Raw genomic sequence first — 16,065 nt, forward strand, 5'->3', positions numbered from 1 at the left:
TAGTTTAGTCTTTATTAGTTGCAATTTAGTAAAGATTATTCGTTTTAATATCCACTTAACCTCTGCTCACTCCTTATGGTGATGGTATCAGAGTATGAGTTCAAGGGATAGTATGGTGCTGCCTCCTAGTGTCTGAAGAAGATTGGCTGTTTGCGCCGCCCTGTCGCTAAATATAAAGCATGAATAGCAGCAAACACCTCATATTTATTAATAGTTAAGAGTTACCAAGATTTGGTATAGTTAAACAGCTTCTTTTATTGAACGTAACTGTCTGTATTCTTTACTGAGCGGCTACTTGAGCTACGGCATTGCTCTACATAACCAGTAAACAAGAAAGTAACTTTTATATCTGCTAAATCTGAACTGTTTATCATGACCACAAGTAGGATTATTGAGTCTAGACAGAACTGTACATCGTTAGGATGATAGAGATTGTAACAGTGAGAATTTAAGTAGTAGATAAACTTTTTTACATAAGATGAACGCAGATTTAAAATTGCTGAGTAGTTAAAAGCTGTTATTTAGTGTCAGTATGATGCTCATACCAATTATGTATGAAGATGCAATATAAAAAGACCCTACTGTAGTCTTCCCTCGGCAAGTCGAATTACCCCCCTTATAAAGGGCTACAGTGTACACACAAGTATGACCAGCATAGGTTTCAACTCTTTTAGTAGTTTCGTAGCGTGCGTTATGGACACGCCGAAGTAACAAATGCGAACGCCGAAGTAACGAATGATATTAATAAGACTTACGCACTGAAGCCTGAAACCTTGATCCCCCCTAGCCCCCTTAAAAAGGAGGATTTAGGGGGATCAAAAGCCTGTGACACAACTTTAGAAGACTTGTGTGTACACCGTAGCTTATAAAGGGGGGAGACAATAAATCTAATTCCCTCCCCTTGGAAAGGGGAGCCAGCGCGGTCTTGGGGGTTTCCCCCATGAGCGACTGGCGTGAGGGTTAGGGTGGGGTAAAAATATATGCAACTTCACAAAGTAACGGTATCAACTCAATATTTAGTATAGACACTTCGTGTCTTGCCGCAAGACACGAAGTGTCTACGCTTGACAGCAAGAATCCCTAACCGCAGTCAAGGACATTTAGAAAATCGCTATAATTCTCATGAGTATACAGGCATTGGCAAAAGTTAAGTATCCTTTGAGTTTTGGGGAAACCAGTCATGTTAGAGTACAACTTACCAAAGTACTTGCCCTCAGCCGAAGAACTGCCCGACTCAGATGAAACGCCTGTGGATAACGAACTGCAAGAATTAATACCAGGTTTGCTGAAGACGATACTGCTGATACTTTGGGCAGAACGTATGGACTGGTTCTTTGGGGTAGATATGGGGATTTATTATGATCCCGACAAACCGCCGATAGTACCAGATGGGTTTTTGAGCTTAGGGGTAGAGCGATTTTATGATGAGGAACTGCGCCCAAGTTATGTACTGTGGGAAGAAAACATTTTACCAATTTTGGTATTAGAAGTAGTTTCGCAAAATTATCGCAAGGAATACAGTACTAAGTTAGAAGAATATGCGAGCTTGGGTGTACTTTACTATGTAATTTATTCTTCGCGTCGTCGTCGCAAACCGCGTTTAGAAGTACATAAGTTAGTTAATGGTAGGTATCAATTGCAAGAGGGAAACCCCGTTTGGTTGCCAGAAATTGGTTTAGGAATTGGTTGCGAAAGAGGTAACTATTCTGGGGTAACGCGGGAATGGATGTATTGGTACGATGAGCAAGGACAACGCTATCTCACGCCAGCAGAACAAATTAAACAAGAAACACAACGGGCGCAACTTGCAGAACAACGCGCTCAACAATTGGCAGAACGATTAAGAGCGCTGGGCATAGATCCTGATAATCTGGGCTAGAGTCTGAGACTGGGCATTATGTCTACGCATTATCTCGTATTTCCCTGACTTTAAATTATCGCAAATTCTGAAACGCTTGCTGAAACTGCTGTATATACTCGTAGTCAAGCACTTAGCAGGCGTGTGTATGATATTGGTATTTGAGTGGTTCACTACCTGGGTAGCGGGAAAAGCATTTGGATTTCTTGTCAAGACTATTATCAGCGAAGAGTTTGTTAAGGATTTAGTCAAGGACTACGCTAAAGATTTTTTCAAAAGTATCTTTAATAATGCTGTAACCGCGTCCTTTAAGCGAGAACCGCTCGATAAAGCTGTTGTCATGGCTGTAACAGAATTTTTGCAACTGATGCAGCAGGATTTAAAAGACGGCGATCGTTCTGAAGATGAAATCAAAGAGTCCACGCAGCCAATAAAGCAATTTCTGAAGCATCAAGAAGTAAAAGAAATTTTGGGAACTGCTTTTAAACATGACTGTCAGGTGATAAACACCAAAAGATTAGAAGAAATTTGGTATCAACTTAATCCCTCATGCTCGTTACTGGAAGATTTTAACTGGAAACGAGTTGGCAAGAAATATCTGCAAAAGGTTAAAGAGATTATTAGAGAAGTTCCTGAACTGCGAGAGATTCTTGATTCCTGGAATCTAGAAAAAATTAGGGAAAACACAACAGAGATAGCCGGGATTATTCCTGCATTTGATTTGAAACGCTATCAAGAAGGAATCCGTGAGTGCTATGGCAATCTCAAATTAGATAGCTTAGATACTAGCGGCTATGCCTATAACGAACTTAAATTATGGCGGATTTTTACTGCTCAAAATGTCCGGGAAACTCATCAAGTTTTGCCACAAGTTCACGAACTGCCTAAAGAACATCTTAGACGGCTGCGAGAAAGCGACCAAGTAGAAGCAGAAGTGGAATTAGAAGAATTAGAACGCCACAAACGGGTTTATTTTGAACAGCCGATCCGTTCAGTTTTAGATATTGTCAATAAAAAGCAAGATTATAAATATCTTGTGATTTTGGGCGATCCTGGTTCAGGTAAGTCTACATTGTTGCAATTTCTGGCTTTGAATTGGGCTGAGTCTCCACTGGATAATGTTATATCTTTACCAATTCCCTTGCTAATTGAATTACGCACTTATATGCGGCGACGGGAAGATAAAGAGTGCAATAATTTTCTCGAATTCTTTCATCAATGTAGTGGTGCAATTCATCATCTCAATCAGCTTGAAGTAGATAAACAATTAAAAGCTGGTAATGCCTTGGTGATGTTTGATGGTTTGGATGAAGTATTTGACCCTGGTAAGCGCGAGGATGTAATTACTGATATTCATCGCTTTACTAATGACTATCCTGAAGTGCAGGTAATTGTCACTTCTCGGATTATTGGCTATAAACCGCAACGATTGCTTAATGCTGAGTTTCGCCACTTTATATTACAAGATTTAGACTCAGAACAAATTCAGGGTTTTATCAACCGTTGGCATGAGTTAACTTTTACCGATGCAGTAGATAAAGTAAGAAAACGGGAACGGCTAAAAAGAGGAATTGCAGCTTCCAAATCTATTGCAGAATTGGCGGGAAATCCTCTGCTGTTGACGATGATGGCAATTCTAAATCGAAATCAAGAGCTACCAAGAGATAGGGCGGAGCTTTATAATCAAGCATCACGGGTGTTGCTGCATCAATGGGATGTGGAACGCGCTTTGACAGAAGATAAGAGGTTAGATCCCAAAACGATTGATTATAAAGATAAGCAAGCGATGCTGCGTCAGGTTGCTTATCTTATGCAAACTGGTGATAAAGGTTTGGCAGGTAATTTGATTAATGAAAATGATTTAGTCAAAGTTCTGACTAATTATCTCAAAACCATAGAATTTGATAAACCCAGAGAAGTGGCGCGGGTGATGATTAATCAGCTGCGGACTCGCAACTTTATGTTATGTTTCCTGGGTGCAGATTATTATGCTTTTGTGCATCGGACATTTTTAGAATATTTCTGTGCTTGGGAGTTTGTCTGGCAGTTTAAAGAAACGCAAACGCTGACTATTGAGGAACTTAAGAATGAAGTTTTTGGCAAACACTGGCAAGATGAAAGTTGGCATGAAGTCTTGCTACTAATTGCGGGAATGATTGAGCCAAGATTTGTTGGGGAGATTCTTGATTATTTAATGGCGCAAGATGGCGAAGAGGAAAAGTTTGTTAATCTCTTTTTAGCGGCCAAGTGTCTTGTAGAGGTGAGAAATCGCTCAGTAATTGCGTCAACAGCTACCGAATTACTTAACCGGCTCAAAGAATGCGCTACTGAGTATTATGATGATTATGATGGTGATGTGCGAGTTGCAGCAGTCCAAGAATTAGCCCAGAACTTCAAAGATGACCCCGACACCAAATCCATCCTCAAACAATGCGCTACTGAGGATTATGATGGTGATTTGAGACTTGTAGCAGTCCGAGAATTAGTTCACAACTTTAAAGATGACCCCGATACCAAATCCATCCTCAAACAATGCGCTACTGAGGATTATGATGGTGATTTGAGACTTGTAGCAGTCCGAGAATTAGCCCAGAACTTTAAAGATGACCCCGATACCAAATCCATCCTCAAACAATGCGCTGCCCAGGATGATGACGGCGATGTGAGACTTGTAGCAGTCCGAGAATTAGCCCAGAACTTCAAAGATGACCCCGACACTAAAACCTGGCTTAGAGAACGTGCTACCCAGGATGATAACTACGATGTGCGAGGTGCGGCAGTCCGAGAATTAGCCAAGAACTTCAAAGATGATCCCGACACTAAATTTATTCTCAAAGAATGCGCTACCCAGGATGATGACTACGATGTGCGAGGTGCAGCAGTCCAAGAATTAGCCAAGAACTTCAAAGATGACCCCGACACTAGAACCTGGCTTAAAGAACGCGCTACTCAGGATGATAACTACTATGTGCGAGGTGCAGCAGTCCAAGAATTAGCCAAGAACTTCAAAGATGACCCTGACACCAAAATCATCCTCAAAGAACGTGCTACCCATGATAATTACTGGGATGTGCGAGGTACAGCAGTCCGAGAATTAGCCAGGAACTTCAAAGATAACCTCGACACCAAAATAATCCTTAAAGAACGCGCTACCCAGGATAATAGTGCGAGTGTGCGAGGTGCAGCAGTCCGAGAATTAGCTAATAACTTTAAAGATGACTCGGACACTAAAACCTGGCTCAAAGAATGCGCTACCCAGGATAATAGTGCGAGTGTGCGAAGTGCAGCAGTCCAAGAATTAGCTAAACACTTTAAATATCAGGCTGAGTTGTTTGAAATATACTACAACTGCGCTGTCAATGACCCCTTTAAGGATACCCATGAGCTCCTGTTTAATCCCAATCCTCGGTACATTGCATTGGAGATAATTATCAAGCAATTTCCTCAGCATCCCCAGACTTTACCACTGTTGCACGACAGAGCAGAGAATGACCCAGATGAGCAAGTGCGAGAATTTGCTCAGAAGAAGTTGGCACAATTAGAGAAGTAAAAGAGTTGCAAAAACATGAACAACACAGAAGTTCGTCAGCAAATCAACCAATATTTAGATGTATTATCTTCAGAACGCTTACAACTGGTTGCTGATTTTTTAGCTTATCTGGCTGATAAAGAGAGTGAAGATGCTACCCAAGAATTACTTGATATTCCTGGATTTATTGAATCCTTTGAGAGGAGTAAAAAAGATATTGCAGAGGGTCGCGTAAAAAGTTGGAGAACAATACGGTCTGATGTATAGCGTTGTTTTATCTGCTGAAGCAGAAAAGATTTATAGTTCAGCAGACCAAGCTTTAGCCAAAAAAATTGCTAGATGCTTTGAGCAACTCGAACAAACTCCTCGTTTCCACCCCAATATTAAACCTCTCAAAGGTGACTTAGCAGGCTACTACCGTTATCGCATAGGTGACTATCGCGTGATTTACCAAATTGATGATGACATAAGTCAAGTTGTTGTAAACACTATTGCTCATCGACGAGAGGTGTATGAGTAAATTATGAAATACACAATAATTATTCAATGGTCTGACGAAGATGAATGTTTTGTTGTCAGTCTTCCTGAATGGGGAGAGTTTTGTCACACTCACGGCTACACCTATGAAGAAGTTCTCAAAAATGCTCAAGAAGTTTTAGAAATGCTGATTGAGTCATCTTTAGAAGATGGTCAACCTCTCCCAGAGCCTCAAACGCTAGGACAGTCATTGAAAGTAGCATAATTAAATTAAAGAGGTAAACTTATGACTATATCTGTAAATACAACCAAAGTTTACGACGAAATTATCGAGTTTATTGCTGCTGGAACCACTCCCCAAAGCGTTGTCAAGTTTCAACTCTCAGATACAGCAAAAGAACGCTTAGAGTATCTGGTTTACCAACATAAAACAGGGGAGCTAACACCAGAGGAGAAAAAGGAGTTAGATCATTTTCTCACGCTGGAACATATTATGAGATTAGCAAAAGCAAAAGCTTACCAGTACATCCGCGCGGAGTAAGTCTTTAAAGTGTCTAGTCCTTACATTAATGTAGAACTGCGGCGGTTAGTTGCATCACGCTCTGATTATCTATGTGAGTATTGCTTAATTCCAGAAGCAGACGGGTTTCGGCTGCGCTCAACCCTCAGCCGTCGAGAGTTGAGCGCAGTCGAAACTCGGTTTACTGGTACTTTATTTTCACGCAAGTCCCTAACAGCACGCATTTTAGATTTTAATGGTGATGAAAGAACTATAGAACGCCAAGCTTTGATAGCATCTGGCCAATATCCATCAGCATCAGCACTAAAACGAATAAATAAATAGAGTAATTGTGTGCGATCGCATTTGTCAATGGGAATTCTATACTCAGCAAACACTGCTACTTCACCCTTAGAATACCCCAAGGTAAATACGATGCCTTATCAAAATATTACAGGCTCCATTACGCCAGCAGATATCCAAGAAATTAAAGCAGCCTTACAGATAGTGCAAAAAAAGCTACCCTTTTTAGTTACTTTAAGCACAGAAGAACGGCGCAAGTTAGTCAAAATGGGCGATAAAAGCCTAGCCTTTGTAAATAATAGCGTCACTGCTGCTCAGTCTAACCGTGAGATTCTTCCAGCCAGCTTTGACGTTGACGAATTTGTCAGAGATTATCAGTTAGCCACTACGCTTACCGAACTTTTAATTTCAATGCGGCAACTCACCGAACAAGTTGATGATACCTTACTGGCTGTCGGTAGTGAAGCTATGACTAGCAGTTTGACAGTTTATGATTATGTCAAGACTGCTGCAAAAAAGACTCCAGGCTTAAAAACTATTGCCGAACAGTTGGGTGAACGCTTTAAAGCTATTAGCAAAGCCAAATCTGCAAAAACTTCTGGCTCTTAATAAGTTAATACTCGTCGGCGAGTTTTAGAACTCCGTTCATCCCCTTCAAATACTCGTCGGCGAGTCTCGGAACTCCGTTCATCTCTCTTGGAACTCCGTTCATCTCTCTTGGAACTCCGTTCATCTCTCTTGGAACTCCGTTCATCTCTCTTGGAACTCCGTTCATCTCTCTCGGAACTCCGTTCATCTCCTTCAGAACTCCGTTCATCTCTCTTGGAACTCCGTTCATCTCCTTCAGAACTCCGTTCATCTCTTTCAGAACTCTGTTCACAAGAGATGAGTTTAGGAGTTAGTTCGATAAAGTTGCTAGTCCTTTGTTATGCTTTTTATTCTTTCTGTGTTGCCATTACATAGTTGGCTTACTTTTTGCTGCTGTATTTTTCCCTGGTGATTTTTTTTGGGTAACGATGGCTTGACTTTTAAGACAGTCGCTACAACATTGAGATTTCTCAACATAATTGGAAATATTAGCGCCGACTTAGACCAATTCAATTAATGATTGCAACACATCTTTGGGTGAAGACGCGATTCATCGCGTCTCTACAAATGGTCTATTTGTCACATTCTTTTTTCAAATTGGTATTACTTACCTATTGTTAATCAACTATATGGAACCAATAACATTCGCCCCTCAATTGCTTCCCAGGTTTGCGGCGACACTCGCACTGCTGCTTGTTTGCACTGGATAATCAGCTCATTGGCATAAATATAATTGTTCAGTGCCTTTGCTTCTGCCTCAGATAGATTTAGCATTTCTTGAGTGAGATAGAAAGCATTGAGTAACGTTTGTTGGAGGCGCTGAGTAAATGCCTGAAGCACTTCCCGCGGCTGTTTATCAGTAGGAACTTGAGCTTTTAGTGCTTGAAGTTGGGCAATTAGCGCCATCAAGTTGACGTTATTGAAGATTTTTAATTTTTCAAGTTCATAAGTGTAATCGATAGCGATTACGATGGCGTTGGCACTAGCGTTGGCGTAGGCGTTAGCGATAGCGTAGGCATTTGCGTAGGTTTTGGTGTAGGCAATGGCAATAGTGATAGCGATAGTTAGGGCGTCTGCACTGGCGTTGGTGATGGCAATGGCGCTAGCAATGGCTTTGTCAATAGTGATAACATTGGCTTTGGCCCCCTAGCTATCTAATTGGTATTTCAGGGCTTGAGACTCAAGCACAGTCAGAAGTTCCGTATGTTGATCGACTAAAGCTTGTATTGTGGTAACTGGATGACGATGAAGGCGATGTTTTTGTTGACGGGGTGCTTCATCCATTGCTAATCTGCGACGTTGAGTGTTGTATTCCGCTACAGGCACTTCCCGAATTTGTGTCAGCAACATTTGTTCACTTTCGGCGAAGAAAAGAACTTGATATTGCCCAAAATCACGTAATTCGGCAGTTGATTTGCGCCCACTAATTCGCCGTTGATTGCGACGCAAAAGGCTAAACATAGCTTCCATTTTCAAGTTATCTGGCGGTAAGCCAGGAATGTCATAGCAGTGCAATAAATCAGTACCGTATTTATGCCATAGTTTTTGTAGCTTTTTCTTCAAGGCAAACTGTGCGGGATTTTGTTGAGGGTCGGGCTGAAATTGCTGTAATAACTCTTCCATTTCGCGCCGAACTTGAAAACTTGTTAAAGGTAATTTTACAGTTTGTGTAACATCGGTCGCGCAATCAATGCGTGGACTGGTTTGTTCAGGATAGTGCAAACATTCTGCAATTCGTTGCAACCAATTGTGTGTTTCTTCTAAGTCGGAGGCTAATGAACGATTGCTACTTAAGGCTTGGTCAATCCATACTGACAAGAGAGACAAATAATCTGTATCAAGTTCTCGACATGGTAAACTACGTAGTATCTGTCCAATAGTTTCTAATTGCTGGTAGCCGCTTAAACCGCCCCAGCGAAAAGGTTTGCGACTGGTGCGATTGACACAATCCCGAACCGCAGCCCGAATCTGGGATTCGATTGCCATTAACTCTATGTCTCGTGACAAATAGGGGATTCCTGAAAAAAAGGGAGACTGTCTTGCTGCTGTTCGGAGCCTGGGTGTTGGGCTCTTTCTGAGTACTCAGGGACTTTTGGCAGATCATCTAAATCTGCTTTTAATTGCTGTCTGAGCTTTGTGTCTAATGGCAGCACCACTTCACTTAAATTACTGAGAAAGTGGGCTTGACAACGTTGATGGGGTGCATCTGGCCAACTTGAATTCATTGCCGCAATGATTGATTTTTCCCCATCTGACAATGTTGCTAGCACTTTATACGGTAACTCTTTATATGGTTGCAGCCACTCAATTAACCTTTGTGCCTGTGCCTGTGGTAACTGAATTCCACTTACTGGTGTACCGCTTAATACCTCGTACAATACATACAGTAAGGTTCCGTGGCCTTCGGGCTGTAAGGCATCTATTGCCCAAATCAAGCCACCATGATGGACTGCTGTGGCAGCTAATTTCTCCTGTGTATGTGCAATCGTTCCACCCAATAGTGCCAGAAATTGACGGTATAGCTTACCTACATTGCTTTCGTTAATTTCAACACCACGCTGGTTTAATAAGCGCCGAATTTCTGCCAACTGTTGATGCTCATTTTCATGTTGCCAACCAATAAATGCCAGCACGTCTAGCCCATAAGTACTGTAAGGCAGACTGTATTTTAACACGCCAGTCGCGTAGTAATGTTTACCAAAATGTGTGCAACTATGATTGGTACATTCTTTACTCTTGCCTGCCACAAATACTGCACCATCCATTGTTTGAATGGTTTTACGCATGTGTCTTGGTCTGCGTAGCGCTAATTCTGCCCCACAATGCACGCACTCAATGAGTGAACATTCTAATACTATTCGTTTGATATTACTGAATTTTCGTTCTGGGCGATGGCGAGGCAACTTTACTATCACTAATTTTTTACTGCTGCTAGGTGCTTTCCTCAGTTTACCTGCTTTGTATACCAATTAGATAGCTAGGGCTTTGGCCTTAACAATAGCATTGGTATGGCAAATAGCGTAAGTCATGGTGATGACGTTAGTGTTGGCAATAGCGATCGCGATCGCAACTGCACGTTTACCCACAGGTTTAAAATCACCTTCAGCTCCAGCTGTTACCTGTTCTGCCCAAGTTAATAATGCTTGCAGTTTCGATGTATTAATATACTTTTGCGCTTCTTTTTCCATCGACAATAACAACTCATCTGCACCGCCCCGCATTAACCCAGCTACTAGCAAAAACACCTCTTTCCAGCGTTTATCTATTAGGTGTTCAGTAACTAATTGGTCAACTTTGCGATAGTCATCAATATACTGTGCTGTTAAATATTCCTGTAGCGTCAGATGAGAGAAAGAAAACACATCTTCTGCTCGTTCTACCAAAATTCCTTGTTGCACAGTAATAGCATTTAGAACTGCTTCACCATCTAAATGTTGAGGTGCATTAAGATTACTTGCTAAGAATGTTTTGATTTGCTGAACAATATCGCGTCCAGGAAAGAAAAACCTATCAGACTTGAAACCTGTATAAGCAATTTCGGATAGTAATATCTCTTCTAATTCTGTATGCAGTCCTTGATAAATTTCATCTTGGAGAATTCGCTTTTCTGACGCCCATTCTTCTAAAAGTATCCGCAGTGCTTTCCGGTAAAGAACACTGCGATTACCTGGAAAGCTTTGGGAACGGTCATAAACCAAACAAAGAAATGTCAGTAACAAAGGAGTATGGGCTAGCTCTTTAGCAGCAACATTTTCTGCTTTTTGTAGTAATTCCCAGCATTTATCACCTGTTTTTACCTGTTTATCTGCTTCTGAATTAAACCAGTTATATATAAATTGTTGAATTTGTTCATCATCAAAATCTGCCATTACCACATCACTAAAGCGGCGAAACCCAGTGCGATAAGCCGCTGTACGACAGGAAGTAATGAAACGATTATTATCGTACTTGTCAACAAAGTTTTGAATTTCGCTAATAGCCTCTGTCAATTTCTTTGTTGGTACTTCATCTAATCCATCTAGCAGTATCAGTAATTTACCATCTTCTAAGGCTTTAGCTGTAAATTTATCAGGGTCTGGAAAACCACAAAGTTCAAACTCCTCAGCAATAATTTTTTCAATATTGATATCACTCGATGTAAACTTTTTCAATTCGATAAAAACTGGAATACAGGAGTTTATAAATTGTCCTTTTTTCCCTTTGAGCGCTTCTTGTCCCATTTTCCTGAGAAATGTAGACTTACCCGCACCCGGGCCACCAAGTACCATCAGATATTGCTTATCATTAGCAACTTTAATTCCTGCTTGTTTGCGACTATTTTGAGATTGAAATCTGCGATTTTTGGCTTGGCGATAGAAATTTTCTAAATTTTCGATAGATTCAAAGCTCCGGATAGCATCATCATCTAAAAACTGTACTGCTGTGTAGACAGATTCCAACTTAACAGGTTCACGCATTCCCAACACTTTGAGAATGCCATGACGCTCTTCATACTTCTTTTCATATTGTTTGGAAGCAGTAAAAATTATCTTTTTAGTTGTTTCATCTAAACTTCTGCCAACATTTCCTAGAACCTTTCCGCCACTTGTCAAAAGGGACTGAAAAATGGGAGTTGCGACACCGCTAACGACTGATATCGCCCAAGCGTCAATTCCTGTCATAGGAGTAACAAGGATTTTTTCTAAAATCTGTTCTTATAAATATAACGTTAAAGTTAATGAAATTTGTACGTGAGTTTTCGCGATGACGCACGCTGCGAAAAAGCAGATGGCAAAAGCATTTAAGCTAAAGTTGAAAGTATTGCCGACAGTATAATCAAAGCTGCAAAAACTTGAACTCAATTTAATCAGACTTTACACAGTAAGAATTATTTGCAATAATTTGCAAGGTTATTGCAGATATTAAATTTAAAATCTAAAAAAGTTGTAAACAGCTTAAACCCATAAAAGGGAAGGGTAAATCATGTCTTTTATGTATTTAATAATTGTTATTCAACTCCAAGTTTTATCATGACAACTACACCAACTTTTAATTCCTGGGTTACTTGTCCCAAGCCTAATCCTCAAGCAAAGGTACGTTTATTCTGCTTTCCTTATGCTGGTGGTGGGGCTTCAGCTTTTCGCACTTGGTCTAATAGCTTACCTGACACTGTTGAAGTCTGTCCTGTGGAACTACCAGGACGGGGAAGACAAATCAAGTCAGTTCTGTTCACGCAGTTAAAACCGCTGGTAAGTGCGATCGCTTCCATTCTCATACCATACTTAGACAAACCATTCGCCTTCTTCGGTCACAGTATGGGTGGACTAATTAGCTTTGAATTGACTCGTCTACTCCGCTCTGAGTACGGTTTAGCTCCATTTCACCTCTTTATATCTGGTCGCCGCGCCCCGCAGCTCCCGTCAACTAAACCACCCATCTACGCCCTACCAGAACATGAGTTACTAGCGAAACTACGCCGTTTTGATGGGACTCCCAACGCAGTTTTAGAAGATCCAGAACTGTTACAGTTGTTCCTTCCTATTCTGCGGGCAGACTTTGCAGTTGTAGACACTTATGTTTATAATCACGAGCCACCGCTTGATTGTCCTATTAGCGTTTTTGGTGGTTTGCAAGACCAGGAAGCTACTCACAATGATTTGCAAGCATGGCTAGAGCAAACTACCGCTTCTTTCTCATTACAGATGCTTAATGGTGGACACTTTTTTATCAACTCAGAGCAAGCAGTATTATTGGAAAATATAGCTCAAGAATTGCAAATGGGATTAGCTTCACTAGTGTAAGCAACATCTAAAAAATATGGGCGATCGCCTGCGGTACTGGTAAAGCCAAACGCATTCAATATCGCCCAAAAATTATCTGTTGTATTACGCTAATTTTACTTATGGTTTTTGGGTGGCGATCGCTAACTTTGCCCCTTCAACCTGACGGACTCGATCCATTACTGCCACTACATCACCATAACCAACTTTTTCATCAGCATTAATAACCACTAAAGCTTCTGAGTCAGAGCCAACTAAAGCCTTTACTTGCTGTGTTAAATCATTAATTGCCACAGGTTTGCGATTCAAGCTTATCTGCTTTTTGTCATCTACTGTGATCGTAATCCTCGTCGGAACTTGCTGTTGTTTTGCCGTTGCTGCTTTTGGTAAATTGACTGGCAATCCTTCTGAGCGTGTTAAAAACAGAGTTGACATGATAAAAAACGTCAAAATTGCAAATATCACATCAATCATCGGTACGATGTTGATCTGTATTGGGAGTTCCGGTTCATCTTGTAGACGCATAAGTTTTCTCTCCTCGTTCATAGCGATGGCGGTAAAGTAACTCCAACTGCCCCCCATACTCTTGAATCTGTGCTATCTGGCGCTGGTACAATCCCCGGAAGGTGTTAGCAAATAGAAGTATAAATATAGCAACTATCAATCCTGATGCTGTCGATACCAAAGCTTCACTGATCCCGGCGGTCACATTTGTTGTTTTGCTACCTCCCACATCACCGAGATTTAAAGAGGCAAAGGAAGCTATTAATCCTAAGACTGTGCCGAGAAGACCCAATAGTGGAGCAAGACTGATGATTGTCTCAAAAATATTTTGAAAGCGTTTGAGTACAGGTATCTCAGCTTGTGCTTCGCTTTCTAATGCCAAACGAAATTCTTCTGGGTTTGGCTCGTCCAACTCTAAAGCGGCAAGAAAAATCCGAGCCAGTGGCAAATCTGCATTTTTCTGAAGTTTGTCCATTGCACCGACAACATTATCAAGGCGATAGAGATTTAATACATCTCGTACCACGCGACTTTGACGGTTGTTAATTCTTACCCAAAACCTAATACGCTCAATTATTAATGCCACACCCAACACCGAAAACGCTAGCAGAGGCCACATGACTACGCCGCCTGCTTCAAACAGTTTTTGAATTCCCATGTTCTCTAAACGTTCTCAAGAATACACAGTCAGACTACCAGAATCTGGAGTAAAGCTGAAACTTTTTCTCAATAAAGTTTAAAGTAAAATAATAAATTTTTCAAATACTACAATCATTACTTTTAATTACTTGTCTGTTGACTTCAGATAAAATAGTTTAATTTAAACAATACAAAAGTTAATTTTATCTAAAAATCCTGAAATTTATAGTCTAACAAGACATTTTGACTCATATCATAGCTATCTAACAGCAGCCAAAAAATTTTAATTCTTTACTTGATATTTGTACCTTTGCATCCTAAGATGGCTAAGTTAGTGAGAATAGGTAGCAATAGGCTATGAGCTTTTCTGGTATCAATGTCGAGCAACGTTCTAAAGAAGTTGAGGCTCTTAAGTCTTTTCTGGCTTACAGTCTGATTGGTTCGCTAGCGTTGCATATCGGCGCACTATCCTCCGGATTAGGTAATTTTTTAACAAGAGTACCTGAAGAAGAAGACCAACCCATAGAAGTAGCGATCGTTGATTCTCCGACTGCGGAACCAGAAAAACTAATTGAAGAAACTCCTAAACAAACACTAAAAGAACCAGAAGTACAAAAGCAATCCATAATAAAAGAACCAGAAATTGTACAAAAGCAGGCCATAGTACAACAACCAGAACAACCTACTCAAACGTCACAGTTAACCAATACCCCACCAAGGGAAATTGCCAGTAAGCCAGAAATCCCTGTGAAATCTCCTTCTAATTCACAGCCAGCAACTCAAAATAGCGAAAGTTTAAAGCAGCAGTTGAGTGAACTTAGAAGTTCTAGAACAAGTCCAGGCGGTGGTGGAGGCGATAGTACAGTACCTTCAAATAATCCAGGTGGCTCTGGCTCCGGTGTTGCTTTAGGTACAGGCTCAGGTATCCCTATAGGCACAGGCACAGGTATAATTGGCGGTACAGGTACAGGTACAGGTACAGGTACAGGCACAGGCACAGGCACGGGTACAGGCACAGGTACAGGTACAGGCACAGGCACAGGTACAGGCACAGGCACAAAACCAGGAAACATTTCTACAGTAGCAACAACATCAACACCGAGAAGAACTAATAATTCAGGAAATGGTCGAGCAGCTTGTCAAGAGTGTGGGGCGAAGTATCCAGAGGCAGCCAGACGACGAGGCATCGAAGGCAGAGTAGAGGTAGCTGTTGATACCGATGAGAAAGGTAATGTCACGAATGTGCGTGTTGCTCGCTCCAGTGGAAACCGTTACTTAGATGAAGAAACCTTGAGACAAGCGCGTGAGTGGAAATTAAAATCGGCAGCAGGTGGCAGACAAGGAGTGTCTATTGCCACCGAATATGCCTTAAGGGGTTCACGGCGATATCGCCAAGTTCAAGAAGAGAAAAAACGCCGACAAGCAGAACAGACAAACCAGCAGCAGACAGCAGCATCAAACTCCAACTCCACAGATGAAACACCAAGACGTAGGCGACTGAGGACATCTACTATTGTGGATGTTCCTGCGGAAACTACTACCGTAAATAGAAACAGGCAAAGACGAGAGTCTACACCATCCTCGAATGAATCTACAGCAAGGCGTCAGCAAGTCGAAAGCACTGCTGCCAGATCATCTCGTAACCAGGGAAGTACAAGAGATTCTCAACCTCGCATCCAGCGTCAGCAAGTGTCTAACGACTCATCACCAAAGCCAGCAACAACTACAAATCGGCGGCGGCGAAGAGAAAATGCTAGCCAAAGCCAGTTGCGGCAATCTCTACGCCAATTGCGCCAACAACCTCAATCCCAGCCTGCTGCACCATCAGCACCTGCTAGCCAGGAGTGAGGCAGGAGAGCAGGGAGCAGGGAGCAGGGGAGCAAAGAAAGAATAACTTCTAACTCCTGAC

General features: G+C 41.5%; 18 protein-coding genes. 11 read left to right on the top strand and 7 right to left on the bottom strand.

Features of this window, described 5'->3' with window-relative positions:
* Positions 1–1,180: 1,180 nt before the first annotated feature.
* From WKK05_RS02700 to WKK05_RS02735, 8 genes are all read left to right on the top strand, one after another.
* On the top strand, positions 1,181–1,879 hold the full coding sequence (locus WKK05_RS02700) for a Uma2 family endonuclease (RefSeq protein WP_341528275.1): 699 nt from the start codon (positions 1,181–1,183) through the stop codon (positions 1,877–1,879).
* A 127-nt stretch (positions 1,880–2,006) separates the two neighbouring features.
* Entirely contained in the window at positions 2,007–5,408 is a 3,402-nt protein-coding gene (locus WKK05_RS02705; RefSeq protein ID WP_341528276.1) for a HEAT repeat domain-containing protein, read from the top strand.
* Between the two features lie 15 nt (positions 5,409–5,423).
* Entirely contained in the window at positions 5,424–5,654 is a 231-nt protein-coding gene (locus tag WKK05_RS02710) for a hypothetical protein (RefSeq protein WP_341528277.1), read from the top strand.
* Positions 5,647–5,907 carry a type II toxin-antitoxin system RelE/ParE family toxin gene (locus WKK05_RS02715; protein WP_341528278.1) on the top strand — a complete coding sequence of 87 codons (261 nt, stop codon included), beginning with the start codon at positions 5,647–5,649 and terminating at the stop codon, positions 5,905–5,907. Before WKK05_RS02710 ends, WKK05_RS02715 begins: the two co-directional genes overlap by 8 nt.
* A gap of 3 nt (positions 5,908–5,910) precedes the next feature.
* Complete coding sequence (locus tag WKK05_RS02720; RefSeq protein WP_341528279.1) at positions 5,911–6,129, top strand: type II toxin-antitoxin system HicB family antitoxin; 219 nt, start codon at positions 5,911–5,913, stop codon at positions 6,127–6,129.
* A 21-nt stretch (positions 6,130–6,150) separates the two neighbouring features.
* Positions 6,151–6,405: a hypothetical protein gene (locus WKK05_RS02725; protein WP_341528280.1), complete on the top strand. Its 255-nt coding sequence runs from the start codon at positions 6,151–6,153 to the stop codon at positions 6,403–6,405.
* A gap of 9 nt (positions 6,406–6,414) precedes the next feature.
* Complete coding sequence (locus tag WKK05_RS02730) at positions 6,415–6,708, top strand: hypothetical protein (protein WP_341528281.1); 294 nt, start codon at positions 6,415–6,417, stop codon at positions 6,706–6,708.
* 90 nt (positions 6,709–6,798) lie between these two features.
* Entirely contained in the window at positions 6,799–7,275 is a 477-nt protein-coding gene (locus WKK05_RS02735; RefSeq protein ID WP_341528282.1) for a hypothetical protein, read from the top strand.
* A 4-nt stretch (positions 7,276–7,279) separates the two neighbouring features.
* Here the strand turns inward: WKK05_RS02735 and WKK05_RS02740 are convergent, their stop codons facing one another.
* From WKK05_RS02740 to WKK05_RS02755, 4 genes are all read right to left on the bottom strand, one after another.
* A complete protein-coding gene (locus WKK05_RS02740; RefSeq protein ID WP_341528283.1) occupies positions 7,280–7,546 on the bottom strand; it encodes a hypothetical protein in 267 nt (88 codons plus the stop codon).
* A 329-nt stretch (positions 7,547–7,875) separates the two neighbouring features.
* A complete protein-coding gene (locus WKK05_RS02745; protein WP_341528284.1) occupies positions 7,876–8,160 on the bottom strand; it encodes a hypothetical protein in 285 nt (94 codons plus the stop codon).
* A 240-nt stretch (positions 8,161–8,400) separates the two neighbouring features.
* Positions 8,401–9,240: a hypothetical protein gene (locus tag WKK05_RS02750; protein ID WP_341527843.1), complete on the bottom strand. Its 840-nt coding sequence runs from the start codon at positions 9,238–9,240 to the stop codon at positions 8,401–8,403.
* Between the two features lie 5 nt (positions 9,241–9,245).
* Positions 9,246–10,040, bottom strand: coding sequence for a hypothetical protein (locus WKK05_RS02755; RefSeq protein WP_341527844.1), 795 nt, complete (start codon positions 10,038–10,040; stop codon positions 9,246–9,248).
* A 49-nt stretch (positions 10,041–10,089) separates the two neighbouring features.
* On the opposite strand from WKK05_RS02755, the gene WKK05_RS02760 reads away from it, so the two are divergent.
* The gene (locus WKK05_RS02760) at positions 10,090–10,227 is read left to right on the top strand and encodes a hypothetical protein (protein WP_185592387.1); all 138 of its coding nucleotides are present in this window, start codon (positions 10,090–10,092) and stop codon (positions 10,225–10,227) included.
* Here WKK05_RS02760 and WKK05_RS02765 read toward each other — a convergent pair.
* Positions 10,224–11,915, bottom strand: a complete 1,692-nt coding sequence (locus WKK05_RS02765) for an NACHT domain-containing protein (RefSeq protein ID WP_341528285.1) — start codon at positions 11,913–11,915, stop codon at positions 10,224–10,226. The two genes, WKK05_RS02760 and WKK05_RS02765, sit on opposite strands and share 4 nt — an antisense overlap.
* A gap of 348 nt (positions 11,916–12,263) precedes the next feature.
* Between WKK05_RS02765 and WKK05_RS02770 the strand changes: the two genes are divergently transcribed.
* Positions 12,264–13,034, top strand: coding sequence for a thioesterase II family protein (locus WKK05_RS02770; RefSeq protein ID WP_341528286.1), 771 nt, complete (start codon positions 12,264–12,266; stop codon positions 13,032–13,034).
* Between the two features lie 99 nt (positions 13,035–13,133).
* Here the strand turns inward: WKK05_RS02770 and WKK05_RS02775 are convergent, their stop codons facing one another.
* Both WKK05_RS02775 and WKK05_RS02780 read right to left on the bottom strand, forming a co-directional pair.
* Complete coding sequence (locus WKK05_RS02775; RefSeq protein WP_341528287.1) at positions 13,134–13,538, bottom strand: biopolymer transporter ExbD; 405 nt, start codon at positions 13,536–13,538, stop codon at positions 13,134–13,136.
* On the bottom strand, positions 13,522–14,175 hold the full coding sequence (locus WKK05_RS02780) for a MotA/TolQ/ExbB proton channel family protein (RefSeq protein WP_341528288.1): 654 nt from the start codon (positions 14,173–14,175) through the stop codon (positions 13,522–13,524). The genes WKK05_RS02775 and WKK05_RS02780 overlap by 17 nt, the downstream gene beginning before the upstream one ends.
* Positions 14,176–14,513: 338 nt before the next feature.
* On the opposite strand from WKK05_RS02780, the gene WKK05_RS02785 reads away from it, so the two are divergent.
* Positions 14,514–16,004: a TonB family protein gene (locus WKK05_RS02785; RefSeq protein ID WP_341528289.1), complete on the top strand. Its 1,491-nt coding sequence runs from the start codon at positions 14,514–14,516 to the stop codon at positions 16,002–16,004.
* Positions 16,005–16,065 lie beyond the last annotated feature (61 nt).

It is taken from the genome of Nostoc sp. UHCC 0302, assembly GCF_038096175.1.
In the GTDB taxonomy this organism is placed as follows: domain Bacteria; phylum Cyanobacteriota; class Cyanobacteriia; order Cyanobacteriales; family Nostocaceae; genus UHCC-0302.